We start from the raw sequence: 15,303 nt of genomic DNA on the forward strand, positions 1-15,303 counted from the left end.
CTGCGCGGGTCGCCGCGGACTGAGTTAGGAGCTTAGGTGTTCGCCTGGTGGGGTCGAATGGTGTACCGATATCGGTACTCCGTGATCGGCATCATGGTTGCATTGTGCGTCGGTGGCGGCATTTTCGGCATCGGCCTCGGCGAACACGTCACCCAGAGCGGCTTCTATGACGAGGGCAGCCAGTCGGTCCATGCCTCGGTCACCGCCGACGAAGCGTACGGTCGCGACCGGACGAGCCACGTCGTCGCGATCCTCACGCCACCGGATGGCAAAAAGGTCGACGATCCCGCGTGGATGAAGAAGACCACCGACGAGCTCAACCAACTCGTGGCCGACCACGAGGATCAGATGGTCGGCTGGGTGGGCTGGCTGCGCGCCCCGAACAGCGAGGACCCCACGGTCCAGCAGATGAAGACGTCGGACATGTCGACGACGTTCATCAGCGTCCCACTCAAGGGTGACGACGACGACACGATCCTGAAGAATTACCAGGCAATCGAGCCCGACCTGCGGAAGGTCAACGACGGCAATATCCAGCTCGCCGGCCTGCAGCCCCTTGCCAGTGAGCTCACCGGCACCATCGGCGAGGATCAGAAACGCGCCGAGGTGGCCGCGATTCCGTTGGTCTGCGTCGTGCTGTTCTTCGTGTTCGGCGGCGTGGTCGCGGCGGCCCTTCCCGGTCTCATCGGCGGCCTGACGATCGCAGGCGCGCTCGGCATCATGCGGCTGCTCGCCGAAGTCATGCCGGTGCACTTCTTTGCTCAACCCGTCGTCACGCTGATGGGTCTCGGCATCGCGGTCGATTACGGCTTGTTCATGGTGAGCCGATTCCGCGAGGAGATCGCCGAGGGCTACGACACCGAGGCGGCCGTGCGCCGCTCCGTGATGACGTCGGGGCGCACCATCATGTTCTCCGCGGTCATCCTCGTGGCGTCATCGGTGCCGCTGCTGCTCTTCCCGCAGGGCTTCCTGAAGTCGATCACCTACGCGATCATCGCGTCGGTGATGCTGGCGGCGATCCTGTCGATCACCGTGCTGCCCGCCGCGCTGGCCATTCTCGGCTCCAGGGTCGATGCCCTCGGCGTGCGCTGGCTGCTGAAGTTCGCCCAGCCCGACACCATCAGGTCCGACCCGGGCAACCCGCGCACCAACACGCTCGCGCTCGCGTCGATCCCGACGGGCCTGCTGCTTCCGCCTGTGGGTATCGCGCTGGGGCACCTCGCGCGTAAGCGCATAAAGCAGACCGGCGAGCAGGGCGCGCAGTACGCGCTCATCGGCCTGACGCTCGGCTACATCACCCTGCTGGGCGGGCTCGCCTACGCCATCACCGCATCCAAGGACACTCTGGGAACCGCCCTGTACTGGGTGATGCTCGGCATCGTCATCTTCGTCGCCGTGGTCGTCGCCGGTGTCGTGCTCGCGCGATACGTCCCACTCGCCCGCACGCCGATCGTGTGGTGGCTGAACTGGCTGGCTGAGAAGACGCAGAAGACCAAGACGCGCGCCGAGGTGGAGAAGGGGTTCTGGGGCAAGCTCGTCAACGTCGTCATGAAGCGGCCCGTCGCCTTCGCCGCTCCCATTGCGATCGCCATGATCGTGCTCATCATCCCGCTGGGGCAGTTGGCGCTCGGCGGCATCAGCGAGAAGTACCTCCCGCCTGACAACTCGGTCCGAACCGCGCAGGAGGACTTCGACAAGACGTTCCCCGGATTCCGCACCGAACCCCTGACGCTGGTGATCGAGAACACCGACGGACAGCCGGTGACCGATCAACAGGTCGCAGAGGTCCGCAACAAGGCCATGACCGTTCCCGGCTTCATCGAGCCTGACGGTGATCCTTCGAAGATGTGGCAGGCGCGCGGGGGCGAGTCGACCGACGCGTCGGTCCGCGTCATCCAGAACGGTCTGATCAACCGCAACGACGCCGCGAAGAAGGTCGACGAGCTGCGCTCGATCTCACCGCCGCGCGGACTCACGATCTCCGTCGGCGGAACCCCAGCGCTGGAGCAGGACAGCATCCACGCCTTGTTCGACAAGCTGCCGTTGATGGGGCTCATTTTGATCACCACGACGACCATTCTGATGTTCCTGGCGTTCGGTTCGGTGGTGTTGCCGATCAAGGCGGCGGTGATGAGCGCGCTCACGCTCGGCTCCACCATGGGTGTGCTGACGTGGATGTTCGTCGACGGTCACGGTGCCGGCCTGATGAACTACACGCCGCAGCCGCTGATGGCTCCGATGATCGGCCTGATCATCGCGGTGATCTGGGGTCTGTCCACCGACTACGAGGTCTTCCTGGTGTCGCGCATGGTGGAGGCCCGCGAGCGCGGCATGTCCACCGCCGAGGCGATCCGCATCGGTACGGCCACCACGGGACGGCTGATCACCGGCGCCGCCCTGGTACTCGCGGTCGTCGCAGGCGCGTTCGTGTTCTCCGACCTCGTGATGATGAAGTATCTCGCGTTCGGCCTGCTGATCGCGCTGCTGCTGGACGCCACCATCGTCCGTATGTTCCTGGTGCCCGCAATCATGAAGCTGCTCGGCGACGACTGCTGGTGGGCGCCGCGTTGGATGAAGCGGATCCAGGAGCGGCTCGGCCTCGGTGAGACCGAGCTGCCCGACGAGCGCAAGCGGCCCGCCGTTCGCGAGGCCGTCGAGAACCCCGAGGCATTGGTTGGTGCGGGTGCACCCGTCCCCGCTGCGCGTCCGCGCGCGCCGCACGACCCGACACATCCTGCGGCCGAAGGTGCTTCGCGCCCCGGCACCTCGACGCGGGCCGCCGCCCCACCGCGGACGAACGCACCATCGACTACCGGAACCACCCGCATGCCGAGTCGGCGCCCGCCTGCTGACGAACCTGCGACGACGCGGCTGTCGACCGCCAAGAACGCGGTGCGAAACGCCGTCACCAATGCCGCGGCCGCCACGCGTGCAGCCGCTGCCCCGCCGGCCCCGCCCGCGCGCGAGGAGCGTGAGATCGAGTCGTGGCTCGGCGAATTGCGCGGAACCGCGCCAACCGGTCAGCCCGCGCCGTCGCCGACCAGACGGCCGTCGACCGAACCCACCAGGGCGATGCCCGAGGGCGGCAGGGCCGGACGACGCCAACCGCCGCCCACCCCCGGCAACGAACCGACGACGGCGATCCCCGCGCAAAGTGAGGACGCCGATCCCACGACCGCCATCCCGGCCCAACGGCCACAAGATACGGACGCTGCGACGGAGAAACTCAACGCTGCCGACGAGAAGCCCAAGCGGCGCGGTGGCGGAATGAGCGCCCAGGATCTGTTGCGCCGCGAGGGTCGGCTCTAGCCGGTCAGATAGACCTTGCGCAGCGACTCGGTAACCGTCCACACCGTTTCGGCGCTGCCGCCAAGCAAACGATGTCAACCGGGCATCGGCGAATCGGTGCTGGAAGAGATCGCCTTCGATAGGTTGGCTCTAGACGACACGAGGAGTTGACGACACTTGAGTAATCCCATGTACGCGGTGGTGGATCCGGCGACCGGTGACGTCGTGAAGGATTACCCGACCGCGACCGACGAGCAGATCGATGCGGCGCTCTCGGCGGCCGCCGGGGCGCACCGGACGTGGTCGAAGTCCACGACGGTGGCCCAACGCGCCGAGCTGATCCGCAAGGTCGCCGCGCTGCACAACGAACGCAAGGACGAACTGGCCAAGATCATCCAGCGCGAGATGGGCAAGCCGCTGGATCAGTCCGAGGGCGAAGTCGAGTTCAGCGCCGCGATCTACGAGTTCTACGCCGACAACGCCGAGAAGTTCCTGGCCGACGAGCCGATCGATCTGCTCGAAGGCGACGGCAGCGCACTGATCCGGCGCAGCTCGATCGGTGTGCTGCTGGGCATCATGCCGTGGAACTACCCGTACTACCAGGTGGCTCGGTTCGCCGGACCGAACCTGGTGCTGGGAAACACCATCGTGCTCAAGCACGCGCCGCAGTGCCCGGAATCGGCGGCAGCACTGCAGCAGATCTTCGACGACGCCGGCTACCCCCAGGGCGCCTACGTCAACGTCTACGCCACCAATGAACAGATCGCCGACGCGATCGCCGACCCCCGGGTACAGGGGGTGTCGCTGACCGGTTCCGAGCGGGCGGGGGCGGCCGTCGCCGAGATCGCCGGACGCAACCTGAAGAAGGTGGTGTTGGAGCTGGGCGGGTCAGATCCGTTCATCCTGCTGTCGTCCGACGATCTGGACGCCACGGTCAGCGCCGCCATCGACGGCCGGTTCGAGAACACCGGGCAGGCGTGCAATGCGGCCAAGCGCTTCATCGTCGCCGACAGCATCTACGACGAGTTCCTGGCGAAGTTCACCGCGAAGGTGAAGGAGAAGGCCGAGGGGCTGGCGCCGTTGTCGTCGCTTGCCGCCGCAGAGCGGCTGGCCGAGCAGGTCGACCGCGCCGTCGCCGAAGGTGCGACGCTGGTTTCCGAGGGCGAGCGCCGGGGCGCGTTCTTCCCGCCCGGCGTGCTGACCAACGTCTCACCGGATTCGGACTCATACAAGGAGGAGTTGTTCGGCCCGGTGGCCACCGTCTACCGGGTCGGCTCCGAGGATGAGGCCGTCGAGCTCGCCAATGACACCCCGTTCGGTCTGGGGTCCTACGTGTTCACCACCGATGCCGAGCAGGCCAAGCGAGTCGCCGACAAGATCGATGCGGGCATGGTGTTCGTCAACGCCGTCGGCGCCGAGGGGGCCGAGCTTCCGTTCGGCGGCGTGAAGCGCTCCGGCTTCGGGCGTGAACTCGGCCGTTTCGGCATCGACGAGTTCGTCAACAAGAAGCTGATCCGCATCGTCTGAGTCAGCAGCGCCAACGGCACGTTAGACCGTCGACTCAGCCCGGACTTTTCTCGATGTCGTCGGGGACCGCATTGATGACGGCTTCGTCCCCTTCCGCCTGCGCGGCCTCCTCGGCCGCGGGATCTCTGGCGAGCAGCACCCTCGCCGCGCTGTTGAGGAACGCCACCGCGGGCACGGCGAGAAGTGCGCCGACGATGCCTGCCGTGATGCCACCCGCTGCGATGGCCAGCACGACGGCCAGCGGATGGATCGACACCGCGCGCCCCATCACCAGCGGCTGCAGCACGTGGCCCTCGAGTTGTTGGACGGCGATGATCAGGCCGAGCGTGATGAGTGCATAGATCAAGCCTTTGGCGATCAGCGCGACGATGACCGCCAGGAATCCGGCGACCACCGCACCGACCAGCGGGATGAACGCGCCCATGAATACCAGCGACGCCAGCGGAAGTGCCAGCGGGATGCCCATGATGGCCAGGCCGGTGCCGATACCCACCGCATCGACGAGCGCCACCAGGAACGTTGCGCGCACATAGCCGATCAGCGAACGGAAACCTGCCCGGCCGGCGTCGCGGACGCGTGGCTGCACGTTCTCGGGAAAGACCTTCGTGACGAAGCCGAAGATGTTGCGTCCGCCGTGCAGCAGGAAGATCAGCGTGAAGAGCACGAGCAGGGCGCCGGTGACGATCTCGGTGAGGGTGCCCGCGGTCGCCAGGGCCCCGCTGGTCACCCGCTCCTGGTTGTCGCGCAGCGCTTCGAGGGCGGTTTCGCGGGCCTGTTTGATCTGGTCGCCGCCGACATGAAGCGGGCCGCTGGACAGCCAGTTTCCCAAACCTTCGATGCTCTGGCCCACCTGCTCGGCAAGTGCGGGCACCCCCTCGACAAACTGGCTGACGACGAAGGTGAGGATGCCGCCGACCACCGCGAAGCCGGACAGCAGCATCAACGCGACCGCGAGGCCACGCGGAGTGCCGAGGCGATCGAGGAAGTCCACCGCGGGAAGCAGCAGTGCGGCCACCATGGTGGCCAGGGCGATCGGCACGACGATCAGCTCGAGCTGCTTGATCACCCAGAGCACCGCGACAACGGCGGCGAAGATGACCAGTAAGCGCCACGACCACGCAGCGGCCTTGCGAACCAGGGGGCTGACCGCCTGGTCAGCGTCAGAAAGACCGGCGGACATGCCGTCAGCGTAACGGCCCGCCCCGCCCAGATCGGGTATCTGGGGAATCGGTGGCCGCACGCTTTACCCTGTAGGGCGTGTCGCACGACGCGCCGGCGCGCGAAGCCCGCGGTCAGGACCGCCCAGCGCGCGCCAAGTACTGGTGGCTGCGATGGGCGATCATCGCCGTCGCGGTCGTGGTGCTGTCCGTCGAGCTGACGTTGGTACGCGACCAGCTGGCCAACGCGTGGCGCAGTCTGTACTCCGCGAACTGGTGGTGGGTGCTCGCGGCGGTGGGTTCGGCGATGGCCTCGATGCACTTCTTCGGTGACATCCAGCGCAAGCTGCTGCGCTCGGCGGGTGTATCCGTGCATCAGTGGCGATCGCAGGCCGCGTTCTATGCGGGCAACTCGCTGAGCACCACGTTGCCAGGTGGGCCGGTGCTGTCGGCGACGTTCATTTACCGCCAGCAGCGCAGCTGGGGCGCGACCCCGGTGATCGCATCGTGGCAGCTGGTCATGTCGGGCGCGCTCCAGGTCATCAGCCTGACGCTGCTCGGGCTTGGCAGCGCGTTCTTCCTTGGCGCCAAGCACAACCCGTTCTCGCTGATCTTCACCCTCGCCGGATTCATCATGCTCATCCTGCTGGCGCAGGCGGTGGCGTCCCGTCCAGACCTGCTCGACGGCGTCGGTGTCCGCGTGCTGGGGTGGGTGAACTATCTGCGTGCCAAGCCGGCCGACAACGGCCTGGCCAAATGGCGCGAGACGCTGGCCCAGCTCGAATCGGTCAACCTGACTCGGCGTCAGCTGGGCGTCGCATTCGTGTGGTCGATGATGACGCTCGCCACCGGGGTGGCGACGCTGTTGTTCGCCTGCTTCGCCGCGGGCGGAAAACCGTCGCTGCTCGGCGTGGTGGTCGCCTACGTCGCCGCCCGCGCCGTCGCTTCGATCCCGCTGATGCCCGGCGGGCTGTTGGTGGTCGAGGCGGTGCTGGTGCCGGGGCTGGTGTCCAGCGGAATGACCTTGGCCTCAGCGATTTCCGCCATGCTGATCTACCGAATGGTCAGCTGGATCTTCATCGCCGCGATCGGCTGGGTGGTGTTCTTCTTCATGTTCCGCACCGAGGCCGACGTCGATCCCGACGTCGATCCTGACATCGATCCCGACGCCACCGAGTCCGACGCCCGGCACGAAACAGACCCGTAGAGGCAATCGCCTGCGACGAAAACGACGTCATGCCAATGGAACTGGATGTGATGACCTATGCCGATCGTTAGCGACGAGCAGACCCGCCCGGCGTTGACCGCGTTCGCGACCGACGTCTTCTGCGTCGTCGTCTTCTGCACCATCGGCAGGCGTAGTCATGCCGAAGGGTTGACCGCATCCGGTATCGCCGAGACCGCGTGGCCGTTTCTGGTCGGTACGATCGGCGGCTGGTTGCTGAGCCGGGCCTGGCAGCGGCCGGCCGCGCTCGTCCCGACCGGGGTGGCCGTGTGGTTGGCCACGATCGTGGTGGGAATGCTGCTGCGAAAGCTCACCTCGGCCGGAGTGGCGCCGAGTTTCGTTGTCGTGGCGTCGCTTTCGACCGCGCTGCTGCTACTCGGCTGGCGCGCCGGAGCCGCTCTGCTCACCCGAGGCTGAGACGGTCAAAGTCGCGCGCAACCCGCCAAGCGGGCCGTTGGACAGTTCGATGCTGCCGTGATGCAGCACCGCCTGTTGGACGACGAGTGCGAGGCCGAGCCCGGACCCGCCCGGCGTCGCAGTGCTGCCACGGGAGAACCTGCCAAGGACCGTCTTGTGCTCCTCGACCGGCAGTCCGCGCCCGTTGTCGTCCGTGACGATGACGATCGAGTCGTCCACCCGTCGTGCCTCCAGCACGATGCGAGTCGCCCGCCCATGTGCGATCGCGTTGCGCACCAGGTTGTCGACGGCCAGGCGCAGGCCGCTCGGCCACCCCCAGATGACGCCGAGGTCATCGTCGGCTTCCACGGCGATCTCGACCTCACCGTGTAACCGCATGTTCTCCCGGGCCACCCGGTCGAGCATGTCGGTGATGTCGATGGGTTCACGGTCTTCGGCCTGCGCCAGTTGACCCGACGCCAGTTGCCCGAGCGCGGTGATGATCGCCTCCACCCGTCGCTGGGCCCGGGACAGGTCCATCACGACCTCGTCGCGCTCCTCGGCAGGCAGGTCGTGGATGCGCAACGTGTCCAAATCGGCGCGCATTGCCGTGAGAGGAGTGCGCAACTCGTGGGCGGCGTTGGCGGCGAAGTCCTGGGCAGCCTGCAACGAGTTGGTGGTGGCCCGCTGCGCGGCGGTCAGTCGGCGCAGCATGGCCGACATCGCCTCGGAGAGGTCTTCGGCCTCACGCACACCACGCACCTTCGGCATCTCCTCGCTGCCCTTGCGTAGCTGCTTCGTGTGTTCGGTCAGTCTGCGCAGCGGCCGAATGGCCGGGCCTGCGAGCATCCACCCCAGCAGGGCGGCGATCAGCACCGTGAGCAGACCTGCCGCGGTGTACAGCGGAATCCTGCGTGCGCTCAGCAGAATGCTGTCAGCGCGAATTCCGATCGACATGATGACGCCGCCGTTCTCGTCGACGGCGAGGGTGCGCACCCGATATTCGACGCCGTTGACTTCCACCGTTTCAGTGCCTGGCGGCAGCGCCGGCAACTGGAAACCTCGCTGGAACACGACCTGACCGTTGGATTCCGACCGGCCCGTCGTCAACACGCCACGGCGGGGATCCCGCAGCTGCTCGGGATACATGCTGGCGTCGATGATCGAATCAAGTCGGCGATCCAGTTGCGCCGCATCGTTATTGGCCAGCACAACCGATGTCGCGATCGTGAACACCGCAACGACGGCGGCCGCAGCGGCTGCCGAAGCCACAGCCACCCGGGTACGCAGCGACGCGGATCTCAGCAGCCGCGGAAGTCTCACCCGGTAAGGCTAGTCAAAGCTCGATGTTCGGCTCACAGGTTCGCCTCACGGCTCGTCGCGCAAGACGTACCCGATCCCGCGCACCGTGTGGATGACCCGAGGCAGGTCCTCGCGTTCGAGCTTGCGCCGCAGATAGGAGATGAAGACATCGGCCACGTTGGTGTCGACGTCGAAGTCGTAGCCCCACACCAATTCGAGAAGCCGTTGCCGGCTCAGCACCACGCCGGCGTTCTCCGCCAGCACGGCGAGTAGGTCGAATTCACGCTTGGTCAGATTGACCCGCTCGCCGCCGGCGAACACCAGTCGCCGGGCGGTGTCGATGGTCAGCGGACCGACGGTCATCGTGTCCGATTGTTGATCGGAATGGCCGGCCCGACGCAGCAATGCGTGTAAGCGCGCGACCAGTTCGCCCAAGTCGAACGGTTTGGTCAAGTAGTCGTCAGCGCCGGCTTCGAGCCCCGCGATGCGATCGTTGACGGTATCCCGCGCGGACAGCACACAAATCGGGATCTCGTTGCCGAGTGCACGCAACGCGGTGACGACAGCCACGCCGTCGAGTTCCGGCATCTGAACATCGAGAACCAGCGCATCGTGCGATTCGTTCGACAACAGCCGCAAGGCCTCTTTACCGGTCGCGGCCACCCGAACGTCAAACCCCGAATGCCGCAAACCGCGCGCGACTGAAGTCCTGACGTCCGGGTCGTCATCGACCATCAGCACGGTACGGCCCCCGCCCTCGCCCCCGGACGGCTCAAATTCCACTCGAATGCAGGCCTAGCTGTCCGCGATGCCGTCGTCGGTGGGGTCGCCGCACCGGTGCCTGATGTCGACCAGCGGCTGACGAATTCCGTGCAGATCCGCCTTGGTCTGAGGATGCTGATTCAGGTAATCCTCAACCTGCGCCTGAACCTCATCCCGCGGGGTCCCCTCGAGATTGGTGAAGAACCAGTTCACGTCCGGGTGCGTGAAGAGGTAGGCAGATGTCGCCGCCGAAACACCCGAAGCGACACCAGCCAGGTCAGCGGCGGTGCAGTTCGGTGGCGGTGGCGGTGCGGGTTGCGCCATTGCCGAGGGCATGGCGCCGATGAACAGCGCACCAGCGATCGCGCCGGTTCCCACCGCGCCAGCTACCGCACGTCGGGCAGTATGGGCCGAGAGCATCATTGCCAAGCTCCTTCATCGGAAATGGTAGAGGCCGTAACCATGGGCGGCTACCGACATCATGAGCTAATCAGAATCTGCGCGGACTTTCTTGTGTTGGGGCCAACGAGTCGCGAGAAAGGCTGAAAACGCAGCTCAATACCCCTACCTGCGAAGGCTGCGCGGTTGGCCCGGGCTAGGGCAAGCCTGCGATCGCAGCGCCGGGAAGCGCCCCGGTGCCCTGCGAAACCGGCGATGCCGCCGCGGGCTGCGTTGGCGACACTGCGCCGGTCGAACCCGCGGTAGGCGCGTTGTGCACGCCCCCTGGCAAACTTGCCGGAAGGGTCGGGCTTCCTTGCGCCTGCTGCGCGGCCTGCATCAGACCCATCATCTGCGGCAGTGTCAGCGGCAGTTTGCACCGAGCGGAGAGAGATGCGAGCGGCTGCTGTAGCTGCTGCATGTCCTTGGCGGCTTGCGGGTTCGCGTCGAAGTACGTCTTAACGGCGGCCAGCGACTGCGGGCCGCCCTGCTGCTTGGCGATGACCGTCAACGCCTGATTGGTCTGCGGATGTTCGTCGAGGTAGTCGGCCGTTGAGGTGGCTACCGCCCCAATCGTCGCAGCGACTTCGCTGGCCGCGCATGGATCGGGTGCCGCAGTTGCTGAGGGCATGACGGGCGATGACGACACCGTCAGGGCGAGGACCGCGGCACCAGCCACGGTGACAGCGAACGTGGCCGAAAGGCCACGGCGCGGCACAGCAGTGATGGATCTCATAGGCGCACTCCTTACGATTTGAGAATGCATCGGCGCACCGAAAACGCTCGCGAATAGGCGGCAATCGATCCCCGACCGCAAAACCGGCCGAACGGCCACCATCCATATTGCCATCGACACCGCGGGGCCTACGAATTCAGCGAGCAGATACACACCTCAACGACAGCAGACCGACACCCGCCGACCAGGTTGGACCGGGTACCGAAAAAGAGGATTAGAGCTGCTTAAGGCGTTGCTGGCAGGATCCTCGCGTGTGCTCGCCATAGCACATCCTGTTGTACGCTCACGCTAGCAACGCCGGACCGAATGTCGACGGCAGCGCGACTCCGGGGAGAAAGCGGGGAGTTCACCATCCAGCAGTTCATGATGCGCTTGAGTGGCACCCTGCGCAGATATCGCTGGGCGGTGTTCGCTGTGTGGCTGCTTCTCCTGGTGCCGTCGATCTATCTCGCGTTGAACCAATCCAGTCACCTCACCGGCGGTGGTTTCGAGGTCGAAGGTTCGCAGTCGCTGCGGGTCCAGCGTGAACTCGAGCAGAACTTCCCGGATCAGGGTGCCTCACCGTTGGCGTTGGTGGCCGCGCCGCGCGCCGATGCGTCCTACGACGACATGAACGTCGCGGTCGCCGCTCTGGAGCGTGCCGCAGCCGAGGTGCCCAGCGTCCGGGTCGTGCCCAATCCGCAACAGCCGGCGCCGCAGCCCGATCGCCCGTACGTCGTCACGCTGCAACTGGACTTCAACAACACCGGCGCGGTCGACGTCGCCAAACAACTCCGCCAGAAGGTCGGGATCAACGGCGAGGACCCCGGCGAGATCGAGAACGGCAGGGTCAAGCTCTACGTCATCGGCCAGGGCGCACTCGGCGCGGCGGCCACCCAGGCCACCAAGCACGACATCGCTCAGGCCGAACAATGGAACCTGCCGATCGTCCTGATCGTCCTGCTTGCGGTGTTCGGATCACTGGCGGCCGCGGCGATGCCGCTGGTGCTCGGCATCTGCACGGTCGTCGTGACCATGGGTCTGGTCTATCTGATGTCGATGTACACGACCATGTCGGTGTTCGTGACGTCGACGGTGTCGATGTTCGGTATCGCCCTGGCCATCGACTACTCACTGTTCATCCTCATGCGATTCCGCGAAGAACTGCGCGCCGGCCGCGATCCCGAACAGGCCGCCGACGCCGCCATGGCCACCTCCGGTCTGGCGGTCGTACTTTCCGGCCTCACGGTGATCGCCTCGGTGACCGGCATCTACCTGATTCACACACCGGTCCTGGTTTCGATGGCCACCGGCGCGATTCTGGCGGTCGCCGTTGCGGTGCTGACCTCGACGACGCTGACGCCTGCCGTGCTGGGCACGTTCGGCAGGGCGGCAGCCAAGCGCTCGTCCTATCTGCACTGGTCGCGGCGTCCGGAAACCACGCAGTCGCGGTTCTGGACACGCTGGACGGGCGCGGTGATGCGACGGCCGTGGATCGCGGCGCTCGGGGCATCTGCGCTCCTGCTCGCACTGGCTGCCCCCGCGTTCTCGATGGTGCTCGGCAACAGCATGCAGCGTCAGTTCGAGCCGACCCACGAGATCCGCGGCGGGGTGAACGCCGCGGCCGAGGCGCTCGGGCCCGGCGCGCTCGGGCCGGTGCGGGTGTTGGTGAGCTTCCCCGACGGCAATGCCGCGTCGGCTCCCTCAAAGGAACCCCTGCTGGACGCGGTGCGCCAGCGAATGGCCCAGGGCCCCAACGTGGTGTCGGTGGCTCCGGCGGTGTTCGGCGAGGATTACCGGCATGCCCTGCTGTCCGCCGTGCTTTCGGTCGACCCCGAGGACCTGGGTGCCCGCGAAACGGTCGACTGGATGCGCGCCGAACTGCCTTCGACGCCGGGGCTCGGCGATGTCCGCGTCGACGTCGGTGGACCGACCGCACTGATCAAGGACTTCGACGATCAGGTCTCGGCCAAACAGCCACTGGTGTTCGCGTTCGTCGCGTTGATCGCGTTCGTGATGCTGCTGATCGCGATCCGTTCGGTATTCCTGGCGCTCAAGGGCGTCTTGATGACCGTGCTGTCGGTCGCGGCCGCCTACGGCAGCTTGGTCGCCGTCTTCCAATGGGGGTGGCTGGAGCCGCTGGGCATCAAACCGATCTCGTCGCTGGACAGCACCATCCCGCCGCTGGTACTGGCGATGACGTTCGGCCTGTCGATGGATTACGAGATCTTCCTACTGACTCGCATTCGGGAGCGGTTCCTGCAGACCGGTAACACCCGCGACGCCGTCGCATACGGGGTGAGCACCAGCGCTCGCACCATCACCAGCGCCGCGCTGATCATGATCGCGGTGTTCACCGGATTCGCATTCGCGGGTATGCCGCTGGTCGCGCAACTCGGCGTGGCGTGCGCAGTGGCCATCGCCGTCGACGCCACGGTGGTGCGCCTGGTGCTGGTACCCGCGCTGATGGCGATGTTCGACGAATGGAACTGGTGGCTGCCGCGTTGGCTGGACCGTATTCTGCCGTCGGTCGACTTCGAAAAGCCGCTGCCCAAGATCGACCTTCCCGATCTCATCCTCATCCCCGACGACCTGTCGTCTCTCGGCCCAACCGGGTCGGAACTGCGGATGGTCGTCAAGTCCGCCGCGAAGCTGAAAAATCTTGCGCCCCAAGCTGTTACCGTTGCCGACCCGCTGGCTTTCAGCGGCTGCATGCCCGCCAATCAGCTGCGCAGCGCAGGCCTGCTCAACGCCACTCACCGCAACGGAGCAGGCGGCAAAGCGGTGCTCACCGCCGAACTGCCGGTGCATCCGGTGACGATGTGGCGGGGCCGGCTGTCGGTGGCGTTGGAGGCACTTGGCGCGGCGTCCGGTTTCGAGCGGGCGCCGATGGAGCGGCGCAGTCCGGTGGAGACCACGAATGTGCAACTGCCGACCGGCGACCGCTTGCAGATCCCGACCGGCGCCGAGACGCTGCGGCTGCAGAGCTACCTCATCATGTGCCGAAACAGCACCAGGGACTACGCAGAGTTTGCCGATTTGGTCGAGGCGATGGAGACTCGAACCGCCGCAGAGGTACTGGCGGGGATGGACCGGTACTACTCTGGACAGGGTTCGAGGAAACAGTGGGTGGCCACCCAGTTGGTACGTCGACTGGCTGACCCCCAGCCGTCAGACGAGCACGACACCCGCATGTCGGGCCCGCAAGCGGAGGCCGAATGGGCCAAAGTGAGGGAGCGTTGCCTGTCGGTGGCGGTGGCGATGCTGGAGGAGGCGAGGTGACGGTGACTCCCGAGGTTCGGGAAACCCCGCGCCGCCAGCCTGACGATCGGCCCGTCGAGTTCTGGCCCACCTCTGCGATTCGCGCCGCATTGGAGACCGACGATCTCACCGTCTGGCAGCGCATCGTGGCGGCGATCAAGCGCGACCCGTTTGGACGAACGGCACGCCAGGTCGAGGAAGTCCTGCAGACAGCACGTCCGTACGGCGTCTCGAAGGCGCTCGCCGAGGTACTCGGACGCACCCGCGAACATCTGGAGGCCAACGAGCGCGCCGAAGTAGCGCGCCATATCCACGCGATGCTCGACAGGTCCGGATTGGGACAGCAGGAGTTCGCGTCGCGTATCGGCGTGCCGAACAATGAATTCGCGGCCTATCTGAGCGGTGAGACCAGTCCGTCGGCATCTCTGATGGTGCGCATGCGCAAGCTCTCCGACCGGTTCGCCAAGATGCGCTCGACGCGCCGCGACAACCCGTGACCTGACTTTTGCCGACGACCACCTTTGCGCTGATCCCCGGAGCCGGTGGCAGCGCATGGTTCTGGCACCGCGTCACGCCACTGCTGGCGGCCACCGGCGCCACGGCAATCCCGATCGAATTGCCTGCGGGCGATGACGCCGCCGATCTGGGGCGCTATGCCGACATCGTCGTGGAGTCGGTGGCCGAGGTATCGGCGGCCACGGGGCCGCTCGTGCTGGTCGGCCAGTCACTGGGTGCCTTCACGGCGCCTATTGTGGCGACGCGAGTGCCGACTGCGCTCATCGTGCTGGTGAACCCGATGGTGCCGACGGCCGGCGAGCCCGGCGAGCCCGGCGAGCAATGGTGGGAGAACACCGGGCAGCGGGCAGCGCGGATTGCGTACTTTGCGCGAATAGGTCTGTCTCGCCAGGACTTTGATCCAGTCGAGGACTTTTTCCACGACGTACCTACGGCGGTGCGCAATGAGGCCTTGCGCCAGCCCGAGCCGCAACAGTCCGCCACCCCCTTCGAGGGACCGTGGCCGCTGAACGATTGGCCGGATGTGCCCACACGTGTTATCGCAGGCAACGACGACCGCTTGTTCCCACTGGAATTTCAGCGCAGAGTCGTACGCGAACGGCTCGGCCTGGAGGTGGACGTGATGCCGGGTGGACACCTGTTGGCGTTGAGTCGGCCGCAGGAACTGGTCGACCTACTGGTTGATATCGCACAATTCTAGGAGGGCCGCATGAGCA

At 66.2% G+C, this 15,303-nt stretch carries 12 protein-coding genes; 7 read left to right on the plus strand and 5 right to left on the minus strand.

The features are described from left to right. Positions 1-36: 36 nt before the first annotated feature. Both CSQ99_RS03715 and CSQ99_RS03720 read left to right on the plus strand, forming a co-directional pair. Complete coding sequence (locus CSQ99_RS03715) at positions 37-3,309, plus strand: MMPL family transporter (RefSeq protein ID WP_099037699.1); 3,273 nt, start codon at positions 37-39, stop codon at positions 3,307-3,309. A 168-nt stretch (positions 3,310-3,477) separates the two neighbouring features. Continuing rightward, positions 3,478-4,815 (plus strand): NAD-dependent succinate-semialdehyde dehydrogenase, encoded by a 1,338-nt coding sequence (locus CSQ99_RS03720; RefSeq protein WP_099037700.1) that lies wholly within the window; start codon positions 3,478-3,480, stop codon positions 4,813-4,815. Between the two features lie 34 nt (positions 4,816-4,849). Here the strand turns inward: CSQ99_RS03720 and CSQ99_RS03725 are convergent, their stop codons facing one another. Continuing rightward, on the minus strand, positions 4,850-5,995 hold the full coding sequence (locus CSQ99_RS03725) for an AI-2E family transporter (RefSeq protein WP_099037858.1): 1,146 nt from the start codon (positions 5,993-5,995) through the stop codon (positions 4,850-4,852). A gap of 77 nt (positions 5,996-6,072) precedes the next feature. On the opposite strand from CSQ99_RS03725, the gene CSQ99_RS03730 reads away from it, so the two are divergent. Further along, positions 6,073-7,179: a lysylphosphatidylglycerol synthase transmembrane domain-containing protein gene (locus CSQ99_RS03730; RefSeq protein ID WP_099037701.1), complete on the plus strand. Its 1,107-nt coding sequence runs from the start codon at positions 6,073-6,075 to the stop codon at positions 7,177-7,179. 57 nt (positions 7,180-7,236) lie between these two features. Then, a complete protein-coding gene (locus CSQ99_RS03735; protein WP_099037702.1) occupies positions 7,237-7,614 on the plus strand; it encodes a DUF3054 domain-containing protein in 378 nt (125 codons plus the stop codon). Here the strand turns inward: CSQ99_RS03735 and CSQ99_RS03740 are convergent. The 4 genes from CSQ99_RS03740 to CSQ99_RS03755 form a co-directional block, all read right to left on the minus strand. After that, on the minus strand, positions 7,570-8,916 hold the full coding sequence (locus CSQ99_RS03740; protein ID WP_099037703.1) for a sensor histidine kinase: 1,347 nt from the start codon (positions 8,914-8,916) through the stop codon (positions 7,570-7,572). The two genes, CSQ99_RS03735 and CSQ99_RS03740, sit on opposite strands and share 45 nt — an antisense overlap. 45 nt (positions 8,917-8,961) lie before the next feature. After that, positions 8,962-9,630: a response regulator transcription factor gene (locus CSQ99_RS03745; RefSeq protein ID WP_176560863.1), complete on the minus strand. Its 669-nt coding sequence runs from the start codon at positions 9,628-9,630 to the stop codon at positions 8,962-8,964. 60 nt (positions 9,631-9,690) lie between these two features. Continuing rightward, positions 9,691-10,080, minus strand: a complete 390-nt coding sequence (locus CSQ99_RS03750) for a heme-binding protein (RefSeq protein WP_099037705.1) — start codon at positions 10,078-10,080, stop codon at positions 9,691-9,693. A 172-nt stretch (positions 10,081-10,252) separates the two neighbouring features. After that, positions 10,253-10,831, minus strand: coding sequence for a hemophore (locus CSQ99_RS03755; RefSeq protein ID WP_099037706.1), 579 nt, complete (start codon positions 10,829-10,831; stop codon positions 10,253-10,255). Positions 10,832-11,194: 363 nt separating this feature from the next. Here CSQ99_RS03755 and CSQ99_RS03760 point away from each other — a divergent pair, with 363 nt between their 5' ends. From CSQ99_RS03760 to CSQ99_RS03770, 3 genes are read left to right on the plus strand one after another with little or no spacing between them, the layout of a single operon-like run. Next, positions 11,195-14,092, plus strand: a complete 2,898-nt coding sequence (locus CSQ99_RS03760) for an MMPL family transporter (RefSeq protein WP_099037859.1) — start codon at positions 11,195-11,197, stop codon at positions 14,090-14,092. Then, positions 14,089-14,568 carry a helix-turn-helix domain-containing protein gene (locus CSQ99_RS03765; RefSeq protein ID WP_099037707.1) on the plus strand — a complete coding sequence of 160 codons (480 nt, stop codon included), beginning with the start codon at positions 14,089-14,091 and terminating at the stop codon, positions 14,566-14,568. The genes CSQ99_RS03760 and CSQ99_RS03765 overlap by 4 nt, the downstream gene beginning before the upstream one ends. An 8-nt stretch (positions 14,569-14,576) precedes the next feature. Then, complete coding sequence (locus CSQ99_RS03770) at positions 14,577-15,287, plus strand: alpha/beta fold hydrolase (protein ID WP_099037708.1); 711 nt, start codon at positions 14,577-14,579, stop codon at positions 15,285-15,287. The last annotated feature ends 16 nt before the right edge of the window (positions 15,288-15,303 follow it).

Source organism: Mycobacterium neglectum (genome assembly GCF_002591975.1).
In the GTDB taxonomy this organism is placed as follows: Bacteria; Actinomycetota; Actinomycetes; order Mycobacteriales; family Mycobacteriaceae; genus Mycobacterium; species Mycobacterium neglectum.

Bases quoted from the DNA above. Each gene is read 5' to 3' on its own strand.
- CSQ99_RS03735 (WP_099037702.1), top strand. From the start codon at position 7,237: ATGCCGATCGTTAGCGACGAGCAGACCCGCCCGGCGTTGACCGCGTTC.
- CSQ99_RS03720 (WP_099037700.1), top strand. From the start codon at position 3,478: ATGTACGCGGTGGTGGATCCGGCGACCGGTGACGTCGTGAAGGATTAC.
- CSQ99_RS03755 (WP_099037706.1), bottom strand. From the start codon at position 10,831: ATGAGATCCATCACTGCTGTGCCGCGCCGTGGCCTTTCGGCCACGTTC.
- CSQ99_RS03745 (WP_176560863.1), bottom strand. From the start codon at position 9,630: ATGGTCGATGACGACCCGGACGTCAGGACTTCAGTCGCGCGCGGTTTG.
- CSQ99_RS03760 (WP_099037859.1), top strand. From the start codon at position 11,195: ATGATGCGCTTGAGTGGCACCCTGCGCAGATATCGCTGGGCGGTGTTC.
- CSQ99_RS03725 (WP_099037858.1), bottom strand. From the start codon at position 5,995: ATGTCCGCCGGTCTTTCTGACGCTGACCAGGCGGTCAGCCCCCTGGTT.
- CSQ99_RS03750 (WP_099037705.1), bottom strand. From the start codon at position 10,080: ATGATGCTCTCGGCCCATACTGCCCGACGTGCGGTAGCTGGCGCGGTG.